This is a genomic window from Rahnella victoriana, assembly GCF_021276285.1.
In the GTDB taxonomy this organism is placed as follows: Bacteria; Pseudomonadota; Gammaproteobacteria; order Enterobacterales; family Enterobacteriaceae; genus Rahnella; species Rahnella victoriana.
This window is the reverse complement of the sequence record NZ_CP089919.1, coordinates 3,593,299-3,616,435: the sequence shown is the minus strand read 5'-3', so window position 1 is coordinate 3,616,435 and position 23,137 is coordinate 3,593,299. Positions and strand designations below refer to the sequence as shown.

The 23,137-nt window shown below is 44.0% G+C and carries 21 protein-coding genes; 7 read left to right on the top strand and 14 right to left on the bottom strand.

Going from position 1 to position 23,137, the window contains the following annotated elements:
• The first annotated feature begins 2 nt into the window (after positions 1-2).
• From hisD to hisIE, 7 genes are read left to right on the top strand one after another with little or no spacing between them, the layout of a single operon-like run.
• Positions 3-1,316: a histidinol dehydrogenase gene (hisD, locus tag J9880_RS16730; protein WP_095922345.1), complete on the top strand. Its 1,314-nt coding sequence runs from the start codon at positions 3-5 to the stop codon at positions 1,314-1,316.
• Positions 1,316-2,449: a histidinol-phosphate transaminase gene (gene hisC, locus J9880_RS16725; protein WP_232769648.1), complete on the top strand. Its 1,134-nt coding sequence runs from the start codon at positions 1,316-1,318 to the stop codon at positions 2,447-2,449. The genes hisD and hisC overlap by 1 nt, the downstream gene beginning before the upstream one ends.
• Positions 2,450-2,463: 14 nt before the next feature.
• Complete coding sequence (gene hisB / locus J9880_RS16720) at positions 2,464-3,528, top strand: bifunctional histidinol-phosphatase/imidazoleglycerol-phosphate dehydratase HisB (RefSeq protein WP_229921109.1); 1,065 nt, start codon at positions 2,464-2,466, stop codon at positions 3,526-3,528.
• The gene (gene hisH, locus J9880_RS16715) at positions 3,528-4,118 is read left to right on the top strand and encodes an imidazole glycerol phosphate synthase subunit HisH (protein WP_095922348.1); all 591 of its coding nucleotides are present in this window, start codon (positions 3,528-3,530) and stop codon (positions 4,116-4,118) included. Before hisB ends, hisH begins: the two co-directional genes overlap by 1 nt.
• A gap of 5 nt (positions 4,119-4,123) precedes the next feature.
• A complete protein-coding gene (gene hisA / locus J9880_RS16710; protein WP_095922349.1) occupies positions 4,124-4,861 on the top strand; it encodes a 1-(5-phosphoribosyl)-5-[(5-phosphoribosylamino)methylideneamino]imidazole-4-carboxamide isomerase in 738 nt (245 codons plus the stop codon).
• Entirely contained in the window at positions 4,843-5,616 is a 774-nt protein-coding gene (hisF, locus tag J9880_RS16705; protein ID WP_095922350.1) for an imidazole glycerol phosphate synthase subunit HisF, read from the top strand. The genes hisA and hisF overlap by 19 nt, the downstream gene beginning before the upstream one ends.
• Positions 5,617-5,639: 23 nt before the next feature.
• Entirely contained in the window at positions 5,640-6,254 is a 615-nt protein-coding gene (hisIE, locus tag J9880_RS16700) for a bifunctional phosphoribosyl-AMP cyclohydrolase/phosphoribosyl-ATP diphosphatase HisIE (protein WP_232770484.1), read from the top strand.
• Between the two features lie 102 nt (positions 6,255-6,356).
• On the opposite strand, the gene gndA is transcribed toward hisIE, so the two are convergent.
• From gndA to wbaP, 14 genes are all read right to left on the bottom strand, one after another.
• Positions 6,357-7,766, bottom strand: a complete 1,410-nt coding sequence (gndA, locus tag J9880_RS16695; RefSeq protein WP_095922354.1) for an NADP-dependent phosphogluconate dehydrogenase — start codon at positions 7,764-7,766, stop codon at positions 6,357-6,359.
• A gap of 314 nt (positions 7,767-8,080) precedes the next feature.
• Entirely contained in the window at positions 8,081-8,974 is an 894-nt protein-coding gene (galU, locus tag J9880_RS16690) for a UTP--glucose-1-phosphate uridylyltransferase GalU (protein ID WP_119822383.1), read from the bottom strand.
• A 338-nt stretch (positions 8,975-9,312) separates the two neighbouring features.
• Positions 9,313-10,458, bottom strand: coding sequence for a UDP-galactopyranose mutase (gene glf / locus J9880_RS16685; RefSeq protein ID WP_119822382.1), 1,146 nt, complete (start codon positions 10,456-10,458; stop codon positions 9,313-9,315).
• Between the two features lies 1 nt (position 10,459).
• Positions 10,460-11,224 carry a DUF4422 domain-containing protein gene (locus J9880_RS16680; protein ID WP_232769647.1) on the bottom strand — a complete coding sequence of 255 codons (765 nt, stop codon included), beginning with the start codon at positions 11,222-11,224 and terminating at the stop codon, positions 10,460-10,462.
• A 32-nt stretch (positions 11,225-11,256) separates the two neighbouring features.
• Positions 11,257-11,967 (bottom strand): DUF6418 domain-containing protein, encoded by a 711-nt coding sequence (locus J9880_RS16675; protein ID WP_232769646.1) that lies wholly within the window; start codon positions 11,965-11,967, stop codon positions 11,257-11,259.
• A gap of 604 nt (positions 11,968-12,571) precedes the next feature.
• Entirely contained in the window at positions 12,572-13,642 is a 1,071-nt protein-coding gene (locus J9880_RS16670) for a glycosyltransferase family 4 protein (RefSeq protein ID WP_232769645.1), read from the bottom strand.
• 7 nt (positions 13,643-13,649) lie between these two features.
• Positions 13,650-14,714 (bottom strand): alpha-2,8-polysialyltransferase family protein, encoded by a 1,065-nt coding sequence (locus J9880_RS16665; RefSeq protein ID WP_232769644.1) that lies wholly within the window; start codon positions 14,712-14,714, stop codon positions 13,650-13,652.
• A 20-nt stretch (positions 14,715-14,734) separates the two neighbouring features.
• Positions 14,735-15,982 (bottom strand): lipopolysaccharide biosynthesis protein, encoded by a 1,248-nt coding sequence (locus tag J9880_RS16660; protein WP_232769643.1) that lies wholly within the window; start codon positions 15,980-15,982, stop codon positions 14,735-14,737.
• An 8-nt stretch (positions 15,983-15,990) separates the two neighbouring features.
• Positions 15,991-17,043, bottom strand: a complete 1,053-nt coding sequence (gene pseI, locus J9880_RS16655) for a pseudaminic acid synthase (RefSeq protein WP_232769642.1) — start codon at positions 17,041-17,043, stop codon at positions 15,991-15,993.
• A complete protein-coding gene (gene pseG, locus J9880_RS16650) occupies positions 17,044-18,591 on the bottom strand; it encodes a UDP-2,4-diacetamido-2,4,6-trideoxy-beta-L-altropyranose hydrolase (protein ID WP_232769641.1) in 1,548 nt (515 codons plus the stop codon).
• Positions 18,592-19,284: a pseudaminic acid cytidylyltransferase gene (gene pseF, locus J9880_RS16645; protein ID WP_119822374.1), complete on the bottom strand. Its 693-nt coding sequence runs from the start codon at positions 19,282-19,284 to the stop codon at positions 18,592-18,594.
• A complete protein-coding gene (pseC, locus tag J9880_RS16640; protein WP_119822373.1) occupies positions 19,285-20,436 on the bottom strand; it encodes a UDP-4-amino-4,6-dideoxy-N-acetyl-beta-L-altrosamine transaminase in 1,152 nt (383 codons plus the stop codon).
• Positions 20,436-21,434: a UDP-N-acetylglucosamine 4,6-dehydratase (inverting) gene (gene pseB / locus J9880_RS16635; RefSeq protein WP_119822372.1), complete on the bottom strand. Its 999-nt coding sequence runs from the start codon at positions 21,432-21,434 to the stop codon at positions 20,436-20,438. The genes pseC and pseB overlap by 1 nt, the downstream gene beginning before the upstream one ends.
• A 131-nt stretch (positions 21,435-21,565) precedes the next feature.
• Positions 21,566-23,005 carry an undecaprenyl-phosphate galactose phosphotransferase WbaP gene (gene wbaP / locus J9880_RS16630; protein ID WP_119822371.1) on the bottom strand — a complete coding sequence of 480 codons (1,440 nt, stop codon included), beginning with the start codon at positions 23,003-23,005 and terminating at the stop codon, positions 21,566-21,568.
• Positions 23,006-23,137: the final 132 nt, after the last annotated feature.

Below are 23,137 nucleotides of genomic sequence, written 5' to 3'. Positions count from 1 at the left end.
CCATGAAGCCTGACGCGTTCACCACCCCGATTGACTGGCAACAATGCGATGAACAACAACGTCGCGACCTGCTGACCCGCCCGGCGATGTCAGCCTCTGATCGTATTACCGAATCTGTCAGTGAAATTCTGCGCCGCGTGCGCAGTGAAGGTGACAGTGCGCTGCGCGAATTCTGCGCCCGCTTTGATAAGACTGACGTTCAGGATCTGCGTGTCACCGCACAGCAAATCGGGGCCGCGTCAGCGCGTTTAGGTGAAGAGGTGAAACAGGCGATGGCGCACGCAGTGCGTAACATCGACACGTTCCATCAGGCACAAAAACTGGCGGTGGTGGATATTGAAACCCAGCCGGGCGTCCGCTGTCAGCAGCTCACCCGCCCTATTCAGTCCGTCGGGCTGTATATTCCGGGTGGTTCAGCACCGCTGGTGTCAACCGTATTAATGCTGGCCACCCCGGCACGCATCGCCGGATGTCAGAAAGTGGTGCTGTGTTCACCGCCACCGATCGCCGATGAAATTCTGTATGCCGCGCAACTTTGCGGTGTGGAAGAGGTGTATCAGCTCGGCGGCGCGCAGGCGATTGCCGCTCTGGCCTTCGGCACTGAAACCGTACCGCGCGTGGCGAAAATCTTCGGACCGGGTAATGCGTACGTGACGGAAGCGAAACGTCAGGTCAGCCAGAGTCTTGATGGCGCGGCGATCGACATGCCTGCCGGTCCGTCGGAAGTGCTGGTGATCGCCGACAGCGGCGCGACGCCTGACTTTGTGGCATCTGATTTACTTTCGCAGGCAGAACACGGCCCGGATTCGCAGGTTATTTTACTGACGCCGGATCTGAAAATGGCTCAGGCGGTCGGCGAAGCCGTCGAGCGCCAGTTGCAGACATTATCCCGCAGTGAGATTGCCCGTCAGGCGCTGGCAAGCAGCCGACTGATTGTGGCGAAGGACATCGCGCAATGTATCGAAATCAGCAATGCGTATGGCCCGGAACACCTGATTCTGCAAACCCGCGAGCCGGAGCAGTTAGTAGACAGCATCACCAGCGCCGGTTCGGTCTTTCTCGGTGACTGGTCACCGGAATCGGCGGGGGATTACGCCTCCGGCACCAACCACGTTCTGCCGACATACGGTTATACCGCGACCTGTTCAAGCCTGGGTCTGGCGGATTTCCAGAAACGTATGACCGTTCAGCAGTTAACACCGGAAGGTTTGCTGGGTCTGGCCAACACCATTGAAACGCTGGCACAGGCAGAGCAACTGACCGCACACAAAAATGCCGTAACTTTGCGCGTGAATGCTTTAAAGGAGCAACGTTGATGAGCGATGCAAAAAACCTCAGCGTTCAGGCGCTGGCACGTAAGAATGTGCAGGAACTGACACCTTATCAGTCCGCACGCCGTCTCGGCGGCAACGGTGATGTCTGGCTGAATGCCAACGAATATGCCCTGGCACCCCAGTTCGAACTTACGCAACAGACCTTTAACCGCTATCCGGAATGTCAGCCTGCGCTGGTCATCAACCGTTACGCGGCCTACGCCGGTGTCGATCCGGAACAGGTTCTGGTCAGCCGTGGCGCAGATGAAGGCATTGAACTGCTGATCCGCGCGTTCTGCGAGCCGGGCAAAGACGCCATCCTTTATTGCCCGCCGACGTACGGCATGTACAGCGTCAGCGCCGAAACCATCGGCGTGGAAGGCCGCACCGTTGCCGCGAAAGCGGACTGGTCTCTGGATCTTCCGGCGATTGAAGCCGCACTGGATGGCGTGAAACTGGTTTACGTGTGCAGTCCGAATAACCCGACCGGCAATATCATCGATCCGGATGAAATCCGTGCCGTGCTGGAGATGACCCGCGGTCGCGCCATTGTCGCCGTCGACGAGGCCTATATTGAATTCTGCCCGCAGGCGACGGTGTCCGGCTGGTTGCAGGAATATCCGCATCTGGCCGTTCTGCGCACGCTGTCTAAAGCCTTCGCGCTGGCCGGTTTGCGTTGCGGGTTCACGCTGGCGAACAGCGAGCTGATTGGTTTATTAATGAAGGTGATCGCGCCTTATCCTTTATCCACTCCGGTCGCGGATATTGCCGCACAGGCACTCAGCCCGGAAGGACTGGCCGTGATGCGTCAGCGCGTGGCGGAAGTCACGAACAACCGCGAATGGTTGATCGCAGAGTTGGAACAATGCGCCTGTGTCGAAGAAGCCTTCGCCAGCGACACCAACTATGTGCTCGCCCGCTTCAGCGCATCCAGCGCCGTCTTTAAAAACCTCTGGGATCAGGGCATTATCCTGCGTGACCAGAACAAGCAACCGGGGCTTTCCGGCTGCCTGCGTATTACTATCGGTACACGGGAAGAGCTGCAACGTGTGATCACTGCGCTGCAACCGTTACCGGGCGCCATCGCCACGACCCTTAATGATAATCAAAATAGCCCCCGCAAGGAGCACATGTGAGCCAGAGTCCGTTATTGCAAAAAACACTGTTTATCGACCGCGACGGTACCCTGATTTCTGAGCCGCCGGAAGATTTCCAGGTCGATCGTCTGGACAAACTGGCCCTCGAGCCGGGCGTCATTCCGGCCCTGTTAGCCTTGCAGAATGCAGGCTTTAAACTGGTGATGATCACCAATCAGGACGGGCTGGGCACCGCCAGTTTCCCGCAGGACACTTTCGACCCGCCGCACAACCTGATGATGCAGATCCTGACGTCTCAGGGCATCGTTTTTGATGACGTGCTGATTTGTCCGCACCTGCCAGCCGATCACTGTGATTGCCGTAAACCGAAAACCAAACTGGTGGCGGGCTATCTGGAAAGCGGCGTGCTGGACACGGCAAACAGCTACGTGATTGGTGACCGGGATACCGATATCCAGCTCGCCGCCAATATGGGTATCGCCGGGCTGCGTTATCAGCGCGATACGCTGAACTGGGCCAGCATTGCGGAACAGCTGACCAAACGTGACCGTCACGCAAAAGTGAACCGCGTTACCCGCGAAACGGCGATTGATGTCGATGTCTGGCTGGATCGCGAAGGCGAAAGCAAAATCCGCACCGGCGTCGGCTTCTTTGACCACATGCTCGATCAGATCGCCACACACGGCGGTTTTCGCATGAACATCGAAGTGAAAGGCGATCTTTATATCGACGATCACCACACAGTAGAAGATACCGCGCTGGCGCTGGGCGAAGCCCTGAATAAGGCGCTGGGCGATAAACGCGGCATCGGCCGTTTCGGCTTCGTGCTGCCAATGGATGAATGTCTGGCCCGTTGCGCGCTGGATATCTCCGGGCGTCCGCACCTCGAATACAAAGCGGAATTTAACTATCAGCGCGTCGGTGATCTGAGCACAGAAATGGTTGAACACTTCTTCCGTTCCCTGTCTTACGCGATGGCCTGTACCCTGCACTTGCGAACCAAGGGCAAAAACGATCACCACCGTGTTGAAAGCCTGTTCAAAGCTTTCGGACGCACGCTGCGTCAGGCGATCCGCGTCGATGGCAACACCCTGCCGAGCTCGAAAGGAGTGCTGTGATGAATGTCGTTATCCTTGATACCGGCTGCGCCAACCTCTCTTCCGTTAAATATGCGGTTCAGCGTCTGGGTTATGAGCCGACGGTAAGTCGTGAGCCGGAGATTGTGTTGCAGGCGGATAAGTTATTTTTGCCGGGCGTGGGCACGGCTCAGGCCGCGATGGAACAACTTGAGCAACGCGAGCTGATTGATCTGATCAAAGCCTGCACCCAGCCGGTGCTGGGGATTTGTCTGGGTATGCAGTTGCTGGCGTCGTCGAGTGAAGAAAATGGCGGCATCGATACGCTGGGCATTATCGATACGCCGGTCCAGCGTATGCAGGATCTGGGTTTACCTCTGCCGCATATGGGCTGGAATCAGGTCATCGCCAACGCCGACAGCCATTTATTCCGCGGCATTGATGAAAATGCTTACTTCTATTTCGTCCACGGATTTGCCATGCCGGTATGCGAAAATACGGTCGCACAGACACTTTACGGCGAGCCCTTCAGCGCCGCCGTTCAAAAAGACAACTTCTTCGGCGTGCAGTTTCATCCCGAGCGTTCCGGTGCCGCTGGCGCACAGTTGCTGAAAAACTTTCTGGAGATGTAAACAGCATGATTATTCCCGCTTTGGATTTGATCGAAGGCAGCGTGGTGCGTTTGCATCAGGGCGATTACGGTCAGCAACGCGACTACGGCAATGATCCGCTGCCGCGTTTACAGGATTATCAGCAGCAAGGCGCGCAGGTTCTGCACCTTGTCGATTTAACCGGTGCAAAGGATCCGGCCGCCCGCCAGATCCCGTTACTGACCACGTTACTGGCCGGTGTTTCTGTGCCGGTTCAGGTAGGTGGCGGTATCCGCAGTGAGCAGGATGTAGAAGCCCTGCTGAATGCCGGTGCGACCCGCGTCGTCGTCGGTTCCACTGCCGTGAAAGACCCGGCGACCGTGCAGGGCTGGTTCAGCCGTTTTGGCGCAGACGCACTGGTGCTGGCGCTGGATGTGCGTATCGATGCTGAAGGCACGAAAAATGTCGCCATCAGCGGCTGGCAGGAAAACTCCAATGCCACGCTGGAACAGGTGGTCGAACAGTATCTGCCGTTCGGTCTCAAACATGTGCTGTGCACGGACATTTCCCGCGACGGTACGCTGGCCGGTTCCAACGTCGAACTGTATCGCGAAGTGACCGCCCGTTATCCACAGGTAGCGTTTCAGGCTTCCGGCGGTATCGGCTCGCTGGAAGATATCGCGCAATTGCGTGACAGCGGCGTGGAAGGCGTGATTGTCGGGCGTGCATTGCTCGACGGTAAATTTAATGTGACGGAGGCAATTTCATGCTGGCAAAACGGATAATCCCCTGCCTCGACGTTAAAGACGGCCAGGTCGTCAAAGGCGTACAGTTCCGCAATCACGAGATCATCGGTGACATCGTGCCGCTGGCACAGCGTTATGCGCAGGAAGGCGCCGACGAACTGGTGTTCTACGACATTACCGCGTCAAGCGATGGCCGCGTGGTGGATAAAAGCTGGGTCTCGCGTGTGGCTGAAGTCATTGATATCCCCTTCTGTGTGGCGGGCGGGATTAAAAGCCTTGAAGACGCCAGCCAGATTTTGCAGTTTGGCGCAGACAAGATTTCCATTAACTCCCCTGCACTGGCGGATCCGACACTGATCACCCGTCTCGCCGACCGCTATGGTGTACAGTGTATCGTGGTGGGCATTGATACCTGGCATGATGCCGAAAGCGGCACTTATCAGGTTCATCAGTTTACCGGCGACGAGGCCCGCACTAAAATCACCACCTGGCAGACCATCGACTGGGTGAAAGAAGTGCAGGAACGTGGCGCCGGTGAAATAGTGCTGAACATGATGAATCAGGACGGCGTGCGTAACGGTTACGATCTTGAGCAACTGAAGATGATCCGCGAAGTCTGTCATGTTCCGCTGATCGCCTCGGGGGGCGCAGGCACCATGCCGCATTTCCTCGATGCATTCCGCGAAGCGCGGGTCGACGGCGCACTGGCCGCCTCCGTGTTCCACAAACAAATTATCAATATTGGCGAGCTGAAAAGCTATTTAGCCGAAAATGGCGTGGAGATCCGCTTGTGAGTAATCAGGAAGGAAAAACCGGTCTGCTGACCGGTGAACAAATCGACCAGCTCGACTGGGAAAAAGTGGACAACCTGATGCCGGCCATCATCCAGCACGCGGTATCCGGTGAAGTGCTGATGCTTGGTTACATGAACCAGGAAGCGCTGAGCGTCACCCAATCTTTCGGTAAAGTGACATTCTATTCACGCACCAAAGCGCGTCTGTGGACCAAAGGGGAAACGTCGGAAAACTACCTGAACGTCGTCAGCATCACGCCTGATTGTGATAACGATACCTTGCTGGTGCTGGTCAATCCGGTCGGACCGACCTGCCACAAAGGCAACAACAGCTGCTTCCACCCTGCCGAAACCGACTGGGCGTTCTTATATCAGCTGGAAGAACTGCTGGCCTCGCGTAAAACCGCCGACCCGGAAAGCTCGTATACCGCCAAACTGTATGCCAGTGGCACCAAACGCATCGCGCAAAAAGTCGGTGAAGAAGGCGTGGAAACCGCGCTGGCTGCTACCGTCAATGACCGTTTTGAACTGAAAAACGAAGCTTCAGATCTGGTCTATCACCTGCTGGTATTACTGCAGGATCAGGATCTGAACCTCAGTGCAGTGATCGATAATCTGCGTCAGCGTCATAAGAAATAACGTCAGATTACGGACGTAAAAAAGCCGCCTTTGCTGATGCATTGGCGGCTTTTTTGTATCGGACTTAAAAACCGGCACGCTAAGTGCGCGCCGGTCAGGGCATTAATCCAACCATTCTGTGTGGAATACGCCGTCTTTGTCAGTGCGTTTGTAAGTATGCGCACCGAAATAGTCACGCTGTGCCTGGATCAGGTTGGCTGGCAGAACCGCAGAACGATAGCTGTCATAGTAGTTGATCGCAGCAGAGAAGGTTGGTGTCGGGATACCGTTCTGAACGGCATAAGACACCACATCACGCAGCGCTTGCTGATATTCGTCAGCGATATTTTTGAAGTACGGGGCCAGCAGCAGGTTAGCGATAGACGCATTCTCAGCGTAGGCATCGGTAATTTTCTGCAGGAACTGAGCGCGGATGATACAACCAGCACGGAAGATCTTCGCGATTTCACCGTAGTTCAGGTCCCAGTTATTCTCGTCTGACGCTGCTTTAAGCTGTGAGAAGCCTTGTGCGTAAGAGACCAGTTTACCCAGATACAGTGCACGACGAACTTTCTCAATGAACTCAGCTTTGTCACCCGCGAAAGGTTTAACAGCCGGGCCAGACAATACTTTCGAAGCAGCGACGCGCTGATCTTTCAGAGATGACAGGTAACGGGCAAAAACAGACTCGGTGATCAGGGTCAGTGGCTCACCCAGATCCAGTGAGCTCTGGCTGGTCCATTTACCGGTGCCTTTGTTCGCCGCTTCATCCAGGATCACATCAACCAGATATTTACCTTCTTCATCTTTCTTGGTGAAGATATCTTTGGTGATGTCGATCAGGTAGCTGCTCAGCTCGCCTTTGTTCCAGTCAGCGAAGGTGGTAGCCAGCTCTTCGTTGCTCAGGTTCAGAGACTGTTTCAACAGGGAATAGGCTTCTGCGATCAGCTGCATGTCGCCGTATTCGATGCCGTTGTGAACCATCTTGACGTAGTGACCTGCGCCATCCGCCCCGATGTAAGCCACGCAAGCGTCGCCATCTTCTGCACGAGCTGCGATTTTCTCAAGGATCGGTGCAACCAGTGCATAAGCTTCTTTCTGACCGCCAGGCATGATGGATGGGCCTTTCAGTGCGCCCTCTTCACCACCAGAAACACCGGTACCGATGAAGTTGAAACCTTGTTCAGACAGTTCGCGGTTACGACGAATGGTGTCTTTATAATAGGTGTTGCCGCCATCGATCAGGATGTCGCCTTTATCCAGGTGCGGAGTCAGGGATGCGATGGTTTTATCAGTTGCTTCACCGGCTTTCACCATCAGCAAGATACGACGAGGTTTTTCCAGCGAGTCAACAAACTCTTCAACGGTGTAGTGCGGAACCAGATTTTTACCCGGATTTTCAGCGATGACTTCATCAGTCTTGTCGCCGGAACGGTTAAAAATGGATACGGAATAACCACGGCTTTCGATGTTAAGCGCGAGGTTACGGCCCATTACCGCCATACCGACTACGCCGATCTGTTGTTTGGACATTAGCAACTCCTGTCTGAATTAGTTGATCGCCCAGATTTTAGTCTAAACCCCTGTAAACAGTGAGTTTAACTGCACTGAGCCATACAAATGAACACAAGCATTGTACATGAGAATGGCAAAGGGTGAACCTATTGCAGCCATAACAATATTCTGATCCCGGGGGCAGTGGCTGGCTGCTTTCCATTCTCACTAACGGATTTCACTTTACCGGTAACATCGCAGAAATGCAGGTTAAAAAGAGCTTTGTTAAAACAAAAAACCGGGCCCCATGGGGTCCCGGTTTTATTCTTCAACTACATCTTGCCTGACATTATTTATGCTTTGCAGTCGTAGTTAGATTGCAGCCATTCAGAGAAAGCCTCACCCTGAGTTGGATGGCGCAGACCGTACTCTACAAAGGCTTTCATGTAACCCAGTTTATCGCCACAGTCATGTGAACGCCCGGTCATTGAGAAAGCTTCAACGGTTTGCTTTTTCATCAGCATAGCAATGGCATCTGTCAGCTGAATTTCGTTACCTGCACCGTAAGGTGTGATAGCCAGCAGAGGCCAGATAGCTTCAGACAGAACGTAACGGCCAACTACGGCGAGGTTGGAAGGCGCATCTTTCAGCTCAGGCTTCTCAACAATCGCTGTCATGGGTGCACTTTCGCCAGGTTCAACCTCAGCGCCATTCACATCAACTACACCGTATTTAGACACGTCTTTCTCAGGCACTTCTTCAACCATAACCTGGCTGTTGCCTGTTTCTTTGAAGCGGCGAAGCATGGCGGCAAGATTGTCTTTGCGCAGGTCACTGGATGCTTCATCCATCAGAACGTCAGGCAGGATGACAGCGAACGGCGAATTACCGATTAAAGGTTTCGCACACAGGACAGCATGACCCAGGCCTTTTGACTGCCCCTGACGAACGTTCATGATCGTCACACCTTTAGGACAGATAGATTGCACTTCTTCCAGCAACTGGCGTTTAACGCGTGTTTCTAGCATGCTTTCCAGTTCGAAGGAGGTATCGAAGTGGTTTTCAATTGCGTTCTTGGAGGAGTGTGTAACAAGAATGATTTCTTTGATTCCCGCTGCAGCACATTCGTTAACGATGTACTGAATCAATGGCTTATCAACGATAGGCAACATTTCTTTTGGAATCGCTTTAGTGGCTGGCAGCATACGCGTACCAAGGCCGGCAACAGGGATAACAGCTTTCAACATTGTAAAAGATACTCCTTGAAACCAATAGATTTTAAAAATCAGTTAGTTATGAAATCAGAATCTTGTGCATCCTACTTGTGTTTGCAGAAACACACAAACCGGTTTTCTTTTGTCGCCAAAACTATACGCATAATTATAGACCCATCGCTCAAGTCTGACTGCGCTACGTACTTTCTCAGGATCTTTAATCTATTGTTGATGACCCGGCAAAGAGGTGTTTGGTGCCAATAACGATAACAGTTTCCCCATCTGCGCTGCGAGTCAAATCAATAAAATTAGGACTGTTTCCCGGTTTTTGGACGAAAAAAAACTTTCATCCAAAAAAAACATAATCAGATTTAGCGTGGGTCAACAAAGAAGACAGGCACTACCTGCCCTTCTTTTACGGATGTAATAAAAATCGAGGCCGCATTTAACGCTTCCCTGATGGTGACATCCATATCCAGATAACGATATGTCCCTAACCGGCCGACGAAGGATATGTTGGTTTCTGCCTCTGCCATATCAAGATAACGGTTGAGCAAGGCTTTTTCCTTTACCAACCGGATAGGGTAGTACGGAATATCCGAAGGTTGACAAGCACGGCTAAACTCACGATAACAAACAGATTTTTCGTGTTTTTCCCAGGGTGCAAAATATTTATGCTCAGTAATGCGGGTGAAAGGCACCTCTTCATTGCAGTAATTCATTACTGCTGTGCCTTGATAATCACCATCAGCATAGAAACGTTCAAAATCAAGAGTACGATATCCAAGACGACCTTCTGAATAGGCAAAATAGCCATCTATAGGCCCGGAATAAAACACATGGTCAAAGTCTTTAACTTGTGATGAGTCGAAAGTGGTACCTAACTGAACATTTATTTTTTCGTGGCAAAGGATACGTTCAACCATTTGGGTATAACCTTCAGCAGGCATCCCCTGATGTTTATGATTAAAGTAGTTATCATCATAGTTGAAGCGCAATGGCAGACGTTTGAGGATACTTGCTGGTAATTCCGTTGGACTGCAACCCCACTGCTTTTGCGTATAACCTTTGAAGAAGGCTTCGTAGAGTTCTTTTCCAATCATGCTCAGAGCTTGTTCTTCAAAGTTCTGAGGATCAGTGATCGATTTATCTGCCAGTTCACGGATAAAATCGTAAGCCTCTTTCGGGCTCAGAGTTTTACCAAAAAATTGGTTAATGGTTTGTAAATTGACAGGTAATGAATAGACCCGGTCATTAAATATAGCTTTAACGCGGTTCACATAAGGTTTGAACTCCTCAAACCGGTTCACATAATCCCAAACTTCTGTGTCATCAGTATGAAAAATATGAGGTCCGTAAACATGAAGCATGACATCGGTTTTATCATCACGATACGTATGGCAGTTACCTGCGATGTGCTGACGTGAGTCAAATACTGTACAGTCATGTCCCGCTTCTGCGAGCTGTCGCGCGATAACCGCACCTGATAATCCCGCTCCAACTAATGCTATATTCATTTTATCGCTTCCCTAGGTATTGTCTTTTAAGAAAACCTACCCCTTTGAGTAAAAGGTTTTCTCCTTCGATATTTACAACTTTTCTATACCCTATTTTTATTTCATTACGGTGATGATACAACCAAACGTTAAAAAGTCTCTCCGCCATAAATCCGAAAACACGCCTCTGATACGGGTCATATGTCTCGTACGGTATTTTATCCTTTAAGGACAGAAGAATTGAAAACACCCATTCGAAATAGGGTTCAATGACCTTACGTTTTGCAACAAACATATTGTAGAGACTGAGCTTACTATCAGACATGACATGGTCAAAAGATGATATGTAATCAGGATATTGAAGAGCAATTTCCTTTCTCAACAAGTCAAGGTCGTCTTTACTATGTGCTTTAAGATAGTGATCTTTGATATTAGCAATGACATAGTTTCTAGGCTTTGCAACAATAATGTCGGACTCATTCAAAGCTAATGATAAATCGCCACTGCTGGCGATTTGCGAACCGTTCAAATCTATTGCTTGTGTAGCTGGTTTGAAATAGCGGCGATAATGGACAAGACCAATTTCATCATCGCGATTATTTTTCCAGATCCAATATAAGGCAGTTAATTCACAGAATGAAGAGTTAAGGTGACTGATGTTATCGCCTGTATTGTCCTGCAAAAACGATGCGTTATTATCAAGACGGCTTAAACCAACTTTTAAGGGAGAGTAATTCGAATCCAGAGGGAAATTATAATTTTTATGCGACACAATGAAAACTTGCATTATGAACCTTCAGTTTAATAATAAATGCTACGCTATTGGAATGTGCGTTTTTTAAAACCCGACATTAAACAATAAAAAATTATCACTAGCAGGTAAACAACCGTCTTGTAAGAGTACAAATAGCCCGTATCTCCCATTGTTGCAACCCTAAACATCATAAAATAGAATTTCATTGCCACAAAAAGCAATATATAATCTTTAACAACGAATGACCGATACAACATCCAAAATGACAATCCGCAGAAAATACCAATAATAGAAACGGGTATAACCGATAAGTAATATCCGAAAAAGTAAATATTATTGACTGGTGATGCCATAGTGAATGTTATACCAGCATTTTTATATCTCTCGAAAACCTCAGGAGGAGAGATTTGCTGCATCAGGTAATACATTCCCTGGCCTTCATATTCAGTGCCGAAGCCAAAATAGTGGTGAATGATTATAGCCAAATTCTTTAGATTACCTAAGTCACTTACGCTGTCTACAGCCCACCACATTTGACCTTGAAGTAATATACGCGTACTCAACGCGTCCAGAGCATCACTTGTTCCTGCGGAGCGTATGGAGGCATAGCTGCTCAATATTAATAAAAAAACGATGAAAGAACTGAAAATAATTGTTTTCTTGAATCTAAATAAAAAATGGAAAACACTCTTCCTAGAGAACAAAAGTATTGGAATTATGAAATATAATGTTGATATAAATAGTCCGGAGAATTTTTCTCCGACTAAACTTTGCACAGCAAGGCTCAAGACAAACAATATAATGAAATATCTGTTTTTAGATGTGACGTAAAAGTATCCAATGAATATTGATAATTGAGAAAGAACGAATCGTACATACCCCCCCCATTCGGGCGCTATATTACCCCAATAATAAAAACGGTCAACACCATGACTGCTAGGAGTCCCATATTTAATATATATATATATTAGACACCCGAGGCTAAATAGAAAAATCGCTAAAAAAACAGTCTTCACTGAAGTATTTAGTACAAAAGGAAAGCGAATTGATATTAATTTAGTTTTATTTAAGCTTACAAAAGTACAATAAGAGGAAATAATGAAAGTAGCCGCAAGAAATAGGTTTCTAACTGTTGCACCGCTAAGAAAGGAATTTAGTTGCGTCTCCGTTAAATAGGTTCCGTACTCAATGAAGTAACAACAAACACCCGAGAAAGTAAATGCCCAAATAAAGACAAGGATAAAATAGGAATACTTTTCTCGTTTTAAGAAGATAAAAGCAACCATAATAAACCAATATAATAAAACAAAAGTATTAAATATTATACTAGGTGGAATAATCAACGATAATAAAAAAATCAACATCCATCCAAGTGATATGCTAAACATTGATCTTTCTTCCAGAAAAAAGTTTAAACCATTGTTCTCTAACTGAAGAAATACTATACCGTTCAGCATATTTAGAACTTGTTCTGCTCATTTTATCAAGCAGTACTGGATCGCGCATTAGTTGTTCTAGTCGCTCAACAAATTTTTGATTGTCCCCTTCAGGTATAAGAAATCCATCTTCACTGTCGTGGATGATTTCTGCCGGACCAGTTTGGCAATCAAAAGCGATACAAGGTAACCCTAGAGTTTTCGCTTCGATTAAAACCATTGGCAAACCTTCAAATCTGGATGTCATAAGATAAATATTGCTTTGACGGTAATTGGACAAAATATCTTTTGTTGGCTTAACAAAGTTAACACTATCCGAAATTTCTAAAGTTGCGGCCAGTTGTTTCAGATTTTGCTCATCCTCACCATTACCCACAATATCAAGTGACCAAATTTCCTTAAGCTTTCTGTCCAGCTGGGACCAAATTATTAAAAGGTCATCAAAACCCTTCTGATAAGTGAGTCGTCCAACAGCAATTGTTTTGTAATTCATATCATAACCATCTTTTGAATTATTCTCATTATCAATAGAGAACGGCGATGGATTTTGAATGACAACTACATTTTTAAACGTAGACTTCATGATTTCTTTATCGTGTTCTGTAAGAACGGAGATATAATTAAATTTTTTATAAAACAATCTTTTTAAAGTATTTATCTTCACCCCAGCAGATTGATAAGAAATATGTTCCGCCGCAATTTTTATTATATTTTTTGTATTGAGAGTAAAATAAATGCTTCCCATAAATATATTCAATAATTTTAAAGAAGCACTAATTATTACATCCGGTTTTTGTTCAAAAACTATTTTACGTATTCTAAGCCAATTTGACAGTAAACCACCATCGAGCCCAATAACTTTGATCTTAGTATTAATAGGGAAGAATGATGCTTCGCGATTCATTGTAATGATAGTAACCTCATTTTCTGCGCTCCAGTCATTCGCAAGCATTGAAATCACTCTCTCGGTCCCGCCACTATTTGAGAGGGCGTTTATTATCAGAAAAATTTTCATATTTAACCTATATAAAAAGAACTTTTGGCGCTATGCTTTTTAATAATCTTTGGAAGTCATCAATAAGAAAAATATTTAAGTCACTGCCATCAAGATAAAACACACGTTCATTTTGGCCAAATAATACGTTTGAATAAAAAATTGATGACGATAATAGAGAAGAAATATATACCTTATCTTGAATTAAATTTATGAGTACCGACTCGAAATTAAAAGATTCATCGCAAATTTCAAAAAGTAAATTTGGATTTTTTTCCGAAAGAAATTGCTTCAACTCCATCATCACCTTCATGTTGCTTCTGGGATGGGTTTTTATCAAGATCTTATGCAATGCAAATTTTTCACAAAACGACTCGAACTTTTCATTTAAATATACAAAATAGTCATGCCTGGAAATAATCCGATCCTCAACTAAAGGAGATTCAACATAAATTAATGTATCACTTGTTGTTTTTTTCAGAAATTGATTTGTTTGAAGGCCAGAACCTCTGGAAATGATATTTATATAATTTTCTGGTTTAATTAATTGAACATTGGTTACGAGAGGAAAACAGTTTGCAGAAAGAGCCCAATATCTTGAAGCTCTGGTGTACTGCCCAAAATAATATCGAGGGTTATATTTATATTTATTCTTGAATATTAATGACAATAAAAAATGATAAACATAAGATTTAATGTTTTTCTTCCCCCAGAAAGGACGAACTCTGGGTAAATAACTTCCCAGCCCATCTTCCATCATTTCAGAGAAAACACAATCAGTATCATTAATCATTAATTGCACTAACAGATTGTTATCATTACTAAAATAAGAAATATACTTGCTATCAAGTTCCGATTTAATTGAGGAAATTAAATTTATTAGTTTTTCTTTAATACCATAAAGGTCACTAACCTTTGTGACTATCGGAGGAATATGTAATTCATTTTTAACATTCAACTTGGTATCAGATATAGTAACTATAACATCAATATCTTCTAACTTTCTTCCTTGCTGTCTCAAAATTGCTTCTAAAATATTGAGTTGATGCCTAGTGCCTACAAAAGCTATTTCTTTATAATTATCAAATACCATTTGTCTTTCACTCAAATAAATTATTTATCGCTGAAGCGAACTGCATTTACCATTCGATGTTTAATATAGCACATTAATGTAATCGCGATTAGCTGACCAAATGCAATACCATACGAAGAAAAGTAAAAACCAAGAATTGACATTGTTACCAAGCCGAGCAAAAACGATATCACAGTAGATACGATTATTTGTCTATCCATACCTTTAGCGTATAACTCAAAATGCGGCACTAATGATATACAGTAAATAAAAGCACCCAATAGTAAGACATAAAATACTCCCTGGTGTGCCACCAAGTCTGATTTGTGAAGATAATATGATATAAGGGGAACGATTATCGCTAGACAAGCCGAGACTAGGGAACCAGTTATAATAACGGATTTGTAAAACTTCTTTTTGCATTCATCGAAACTCTTGAGATCGCTATTTTTATAATACTTAACAAGCTTGGGGTAAAAGATAACTACAACACCTGCATCGACAAAAGCCATCAATGCAGCTGAAAAACTAGAGAAATAGGAGTAAGCACCAACATCTGTTTTATTAGAAAACGTATTGATAAGATACCTATCAGCCGTAAATATCCCCCTTAAAGCCAAAGTCGCCAATAATAATGGCATACAAACCTTTAGCCCTCGGAAAATCCATCTCCAGTCAACTCTAGAAGATAAATAGGAGGATAATGAAATAATGCGAAATATAGGGACTATAAATAGCAGGCTTAGCAGATCCCCAAAAAGCCAGAAAAACCATAGTTTTTCAAGACTAGCATTATTACCACAAAGCATATAGATAATAAACAGATATGCCCACAGTCCTCCTCGAACGAAAAACTGTATATTAGCCAAGATTGGCATTCCAAATATTACCAAAAGGCGCATTACTTCTTGAGAAAAGTGCTCTAAAATTAGTATCACACAAAATAAATATATATATTTACTTTCAAAACCAACTGCGTAATAGGTAAAAGTAGTAATTATGATAACTGCAACATACAGAGAAAAATAAAATGAAAACTGGTTCTTTATTTTTCCAGACTTATACTCCCGACTTCCAACAACAACTTCTCGCGATGAGTATGTATAAAAATCAAATCCTAATAAATAACCTAGATAGCTAATACCTGAAACAACTAAGGCGTAAACCCCGATATCTTTAATGGAAAACTCTTTTGCCATAAAAATAATCAGCAAAAACTTGCTCGCTAAAGTTGCTCCCCTTATCCCCAGGGGGAACATTTTTTTTAAAAAAACATCATGTTGGTACACGTAAAGACCTATTTTTTTACTAATGAAAGAGAAATTGGCTGACCTTTGGGTATATTTTTAACTGCTTTTTTACCTAAAATATCATCTAAATGTTTAGGGGCTAAACCAAAACCCGGCCTGATACTTTTCACGTTTTCAGTAGTAAACTCTTCACCTTCAGCAATATCTTTTACAACATAGAGCGAGCGTCTGAATTTGGCATTGCCTTTCTCACTTTCTTTACGCTCGTAGTTCACTTTCCCCAGAGCCTGCCATGCAACTTTTGCATCGCGACAAAGCTGCTCCAGTTCTTTGGGTTCCAGAGAAAAACTGTCATCGGGTCCGCCGCCATTGCGATCGAGAGTAACATGTTTTTCAATCACGGAAGCACCAAGCACCACAGAAGCAATGGCCGTTGTATTATCAATAGTATGGTCTGATAGGCCTGAAATCACGTTAAAGCGGTTTGATATATCAGCAATGGTGGCCAGGTTGTATTCTCCAGCAGGTGCTGGATATCCACTTACACAATGCAACACAACGAGCTCTTTGCAGCCCCCTTCGTAAGCCGCATTAATCGCTTCCTGAATTTCCTCTTCATTGGCCATGCCAGTGGAGATAATCATAGGCTTGCCTGTTTTTGCGACGTATTTGATTAAAGGAAGATCAATTGCTTCAAAAGAGGCTATCTTATATGCGGGAGCAGCAAGCTCTTCCAATAAATCTACTGCGGTATAATCAAATGGTGAGCTAAAAATAGTAATCCCTAATTCTTTCGCTTTCTCAAAAAGTGGCTTGTGCCACTCCCAAGGCATTTGGGCACCTTTATAAAGATTATAAAGAGTTTGACCATCCCATAAACCTCCATGGATTTGGAAATCCTCACTATCGCAATCAATTGTTATTGTATCAGCAGTGTAAGTTTGCAATTTAATAGCATCGGCCCCAGCTTTTTTTGCTGCTTCCATGATCTGAAATGCCCGCTGAATATCACCATTATGGTTAGCAGAAAGCTCAGCGATAATGTATGGTGCATGGTCAGGCCCAATTTCGCGACCGTTAATTTTAATTGTCTTTTTCATTCACGCCTTCCAAAAATATTGAGTTTCATTAAGTTTTTTGAAACCTAATGATTTAAATAAGATATTTGATGCTTTATTGGATTCAAGAACCGTTGCGATAAGGGTCTTTTCACAATGTTCTTTCATTAAAATTTTCATTGCTGAAGAAGCGATCCCTCTGCCAAAAAAATTCGGGTCAATGAAAATTGAAATTTCAAATTCATTTGCAGCCTCAAGGGTATTTGTACTGTCAATACGAAGACTGCCACAAGAGTTCCCTGCTACTTTTATAATATAAAAATAGCAATTATCATCTGTTAGCTTTGTGGTCATCCAGTTATAATGACCTTCCCATGTAGGAATATCAGGATTTCTGGCATATTTTCTGGTCTCAGGCAGACATTGCAAACTATAAATATATTTAATATCTTCACTGGTAGCATATTCAAGCACAATACTATTTCCCTCTTTATCAAAAAGAGGATCGATTTCCTGAGATATTCTGAACACACCATGTCCATCGCAGATGCTTAAAGCTTTATTTACTTGTTTCTGATAATTATCAAGAACTAATGACCAGCAGAATTTGAACTCCTCCAATGAGGGACTTATAGTCGTAATAACGACCATTCCTAATTTTTGGAGAGCCTCAGCTATTTGCAATTGATTATCTGCAATTGCGATGTTAATCGTAGGTAGAGCTAATGTGCATCTTTCCCAAGTTGTGCCGCCAATCGCACCGATGGCAATATCATGTTCCGCCATAAGAGATGCCATGTTGTTGCTGTTAATAACTAAATCTATATTTTCATGATAGGAAGTAGCGGTAATTCTTAATTTTTCGATATGAGGATTTAACTGTCCCAGAACAACAGTTATTTTCCAGTCTGCAGTTAAGCATAATGTTTTAATATGGCCTAATATTTTTTCCGTAACATTATGTTCATCTACGCCGCCCATCGTGACTAATATTTTTTTGGGTTCACGACATTTTAGACGTTGGGATATAGCGTAATTTCTAATCTGTATAAATTCATCGCGAATAAAAGCAAAATTCGGACCAAGTAACATCGTGCAATTTTCATTGACAAGTTTCGCGTAACTCTTTCTTTTACGCATAATAGTTTGATCAATCAATATATTGCAATAATGCTTTCGGTCAGCCAAGTCATCAATAACAACAAAGGTTCCTGTGAATTTTTGTTGAATAAACTTTTCCCATGATTCATCTAACGAATAGTGGTCAACAACAACTATATGTGGCTTAAAAAGATCCACAATATCATTAAACTGTTGAGCATCTGCATGCCAGGAGCAACCAAGCCATTCGGCGTGATGTACAATTTGCGCACTAGTTAATTCTGACACCCTTACTACTGTATTGTTGGGTAAAGAATAAACATCAAAACCCGCTTCGAACACAGTCAAATTGAGATTACCAGTATGCTCACGGCTTACAAAAGCACATGTATGCCCCCAATCACGTAATTTTTTAGCAAGTGAAAGGCATCTCATGATATGGCCTGAGCCAATTTTCAATGACGCATCCGTACGAAATAAAATCTTCATTTACTGCGCTAATCCCGATGCTTTCATCATTAATTCAGCTAATACCCAGTCTTCCTGCGTGTCAATATCCTGTACCCGATGGCGGGGGAGAATAATACCTCTGGACCGTGCAGTAAAAATCGGAGATTCAGCAACCCAGGCATCATAGGTTCCCCAATAGAATTGACCGGCGTCATGCCAAGCTTCAATTAAATCCTGAGAACGAGTGTTAAAAAGCTCGGGGTTAAACATTTCTATTTGACGGGATTCACTCACCATCAATGCACGCTGTATTGGGTAAGGATAACTCGTGATAGAGAAAGCATATTCACAATCCCCTGCGGATATCTCTGCCAGCCCTTTTAATATGTCATCTTTGTTTATAAAGGGAGCTGTTGCATAAATGCAACATATATAATCTGGCTTACTGATATTTTCAGTTATCCACTCTACCGCATGTTTTATAACTGGTATGGTTCCTGCGTAATCACCAGAGATTGATTCCGGACGTGTAAAAGGAACATCCGCTCCAAATTGTATCGCTATTTTGGCAATTTCATTATCATCTGTTGAGACAATAATTTTATCAAAGAGGCCGCTCTCACGAGCGGCATGAATGGAGTAAGCAATCATCGGCTTACCACAGAAATTTTTAATATTCTTGCGGGGAATCCTTTTACTTCCACCACGGGCAGGGATGATTGCTACTTTCATTTACAGCAGACCTTTCAACGTGTTGACTACAAACTTCTGTTCATCATCAGACAGTGTTGCATACATTGGCAAACTGATGGCACCAGAGTAATACTCCTCCGAGTGAGGATAGTCTCCTTCCTTATGCCCCAGGTCCATATAATATGGTTGAAGATGAACTGGTATATAATGAACGTTCACACCAATATTTGCTGCTCTCATGCCATTGAAAACTTCAAGTCTTTTTGAGGCATCTTTGAGCACGATGGGATAAAGATGTAATGCACTATAGCTATCAGGGCTTTGGAATGGAATGACCACATCCAAATTTGCCAGCAGATCTTCGTATTGTCTCGCAAGTTGATGCCGGCGACTGACAAAATCGTCAATACGCGTCAACTGACTTACCCCCAATGCCGCCTGCATGTCCGTCATTCGGTAATTCAATCCAAGCTCAATCTGTTGATAATACCAGGGTCCTTCAGCATTTTTGGTCATGCTATCAGTATCACGTGTAATGCCATGACTTCTAAGAAGACGCATCTTTTCTGCAAGCTCATCATTATTTGTCAAAGCCATACCACCTTCAGCGGTAGTAATGATCTTAACAGGATGGAAGCTTAAGATAGTGATATCAGAATATTTACTCGCGCCTATCTTAGCATCAAGATAATATCCACCTATGCCATGCGACGCATCTTCAATGAGAAAGAAATTATATTCATCGGCCAATTTACGAATGGCTTTCAGATCACAAGACTGTCCTGCAAAATCGACGGCAACAACAATTTTAGGCAAATTACCTTCAGCTTTCGCTTTGGTTAACTTTCCTTCTAAAGCAATAGGGCACAAATTGTAGGTTTTTGGATCAATATCTACAAAGCTGACATTTGCACCACAATACCGACCACAATTGGCGGAGGCGACAAAAGTATTCGGGCTAGTCCAAAGCCAGTCGCCTTCTTTCAGCCCAAGAGCAAGGCATGCAATATGAAGAGCTGATGTTGCACTGTTAACAGCGACAGCATGCGCGACACCAACATACTCTGATATTCCTTTTTCAAATGCCGGCACAGCCGGCCCTTGCGTTAAGAAATCAGAAGTTAATACATCCCTGACCGCCTTTATGTCATCTTCAGAGATATTCTGCCGACCATAAGGAATGTAATTCATTATATATTGCCTACTTTATCTTTATTAATTTCAATCCATTCCTGTAATTCTTCAATGCTCATCCATTCTGGATTGGAATCGCTTTCGTACACAAAACCCTCAGGAACACGGACACCATCTTTAATACGTTCTGGTGTATCACACCAATTATGAATTGCTGGCAAAATTTTAAAGTGCTCAGGATATTCATAAGTGTAGTAAGCATCCTCTGCGCTGATCATTTGCTCATGCAGTTTTTCGCCCGGACGAATACCTATCACTTCCTGTCGTGCTTCTGGTGCCGTGGCAGTGGCAACATCTGTGACTTTCATAGAAGGGATTTTTTTTACATAGATCTCGCCGCCAGCCATATCTTCGAAAGCATGCCAGACAAGTTCAACACCTTGTTCCAGGGTAATCATAAATCGCGTCATTCGATCATCAGTAATAGGTAAAACCCCCTTCTCCTTAATTGAAAGGAAGAATGGGATTACGGAACCACGTGATCCCATGACATTTCCGTATCGAACGACTGAAAAACGTGTTTTAGTTGCACCACTATATGAATTTCCAGCGACAAATAATTTATCTGATGCAAGCTTAGTAGCACCATAGAGATTAGCTGGGCTGCTCGCTTTATCCGTAGAAAGAGCGACAACACGGTCAATACCTTTATCAAGGCAGGCATCAATAACATTCATTGCACCATTGATATTGGTTTTGACACATTCGAATGGGTTATATTCAGCCGTTGGTACAATTTTAGTTGCTGCTGCATGCACTACAAAATCAACACCGTCTAAAGCGCGATATAAACGTTCTTTATCACGTACATCCCCAATGAAGAAACGGATGCGTTTTTCATCTTTAAACTGCTTCGCCATCTCCCACTGTTTCATTTCATCACGGGAATAAATGATAATTTTCTTTGGGTTATATTTCGCCAGAGTCATGCGTACGAACTTATTACCAAAAGAACCAGTACCGCCAGTTACAAGGATCGTTTTGTTATCAAACATATTCTTCACCACAGTTAGCACTATAAATTAAGGGGTTTATTTTTAACTAATTGACGATATCCATATCACAAACATAAAATTGGAATCTTAATTGTTAGTAAAAATAATATAAAGCGACACTACAATAATGATCAGTACGCACCATCACGCTTTAAGACAACGTTAATGGTTTTAAACAAAATAGCAATATCATTCCAGAGCGACCAGTTTTTAACATACCAGGCATCAAAATAAACTCTTTCGCTGTAGTCGACGTCGTTCCTACCGCTTACCTGCCATAGCCCTGTCATTCCGGGTTTAGCCATTAGATAATATTCAACATTGCTTTCGTATCTTTCAAGTTCTGAATCTATAATAGGTCTGGGACCTACCAGACTCATTTCGCCTTTGAACACATTCCAAAGCTGAGGCAATTCGTCGAGACTAGTCTTGCGGATAAAATGACCCACTTTGGTTATACGTGGATCGTTTTTAAGCTTGAAATCCTTATCCCATTCTTCTTTTGCAGCCGGATCACTCGCAAGCAATTGGTCCAGAACTTGCTGAGAATTTTTTATCATTGAACGGAACTTCAGGCAGCCGAACTTTTTCCCTGAACGACCTATACGCTGATGGCTATATATCGGGCTTCCCCCATCGCGTGATACTAAATACATTAACGTCAATAAGACAGGAGATAAAAGTATCATAAGTACAAACGAACCAAAAATGTCGAAGGTGCGCTTGATAAGCCTCGAGCTTCGTTTCATAAGGTTATTATGAACACGCAAAATCATTACATCGTGACTAAAAATGAAGGACATATCGGTGCCATATAATGGCACGCCCCGGAGTGTCGGAATGACAGAAACTGATGCACAATGGTGTTTTGCCAAACACATTAGCCAATAGTCTCTGATTGAATGCTGATCAAACTCTACAGCGACAATAAATTGCGTTTCCCCTGGATCGAATTCTTCCCAGAGGGCTTGTTCATTTTCTATCAGAGGCACGGGGGTCGATACCACTGTTTCATGTGAATCATTTTGAACGCGAAAGAATGCTCTTACATCAAAACCCAGCATTTCTTCACTTTGCAATGCTGCATAAGCGTCTAATGCATTATCTCCAGCGCCTATGATTACAGTTGGCTTGGTCCATAAACCAAATCGATTAAGTATTTTTTTAGTGATCGAACGCGCGAGGGGAATTGTGGTTAATGCAAGAAGCCAGGTCAATACCCAAACATATCTTGACATCCCCCATTTTGAAAATCCCACTAGTGCAAGATTGATAATTGCAAAAATAAAAATAGTTCGAATTATTTCTTTTAATTCAAACCAGTAAGGCTTGCGAAAAGTATAATGCCTTAATCTTATCCAAAACCATCCCACACAGAATAGAGATAAGATAAAATGCGATAAATAAAAAGATGATAATTCCCGACGCGGTATGAACCTATAAATATCGCCTGATATATAGTTTACAATCATTATTGCTAAAACGAGTGAAAGATTAAAAAAAGCAAAATCTGACAATCCTAAAGAAAAATGCACAGCAAATTTCCTGAACCGAGCATTATAGTTTTTCATATAGCCACTCTTTATAGTTAGAAATTTCCATTAGTTATTGAGTGCACTCAATTTCCCAACAGAAATTTCTTTTCATCCTTGTAAGAAACCTTTTACATTGAGTTAAGGCTTCATAGTAAAATGAAACCGTTC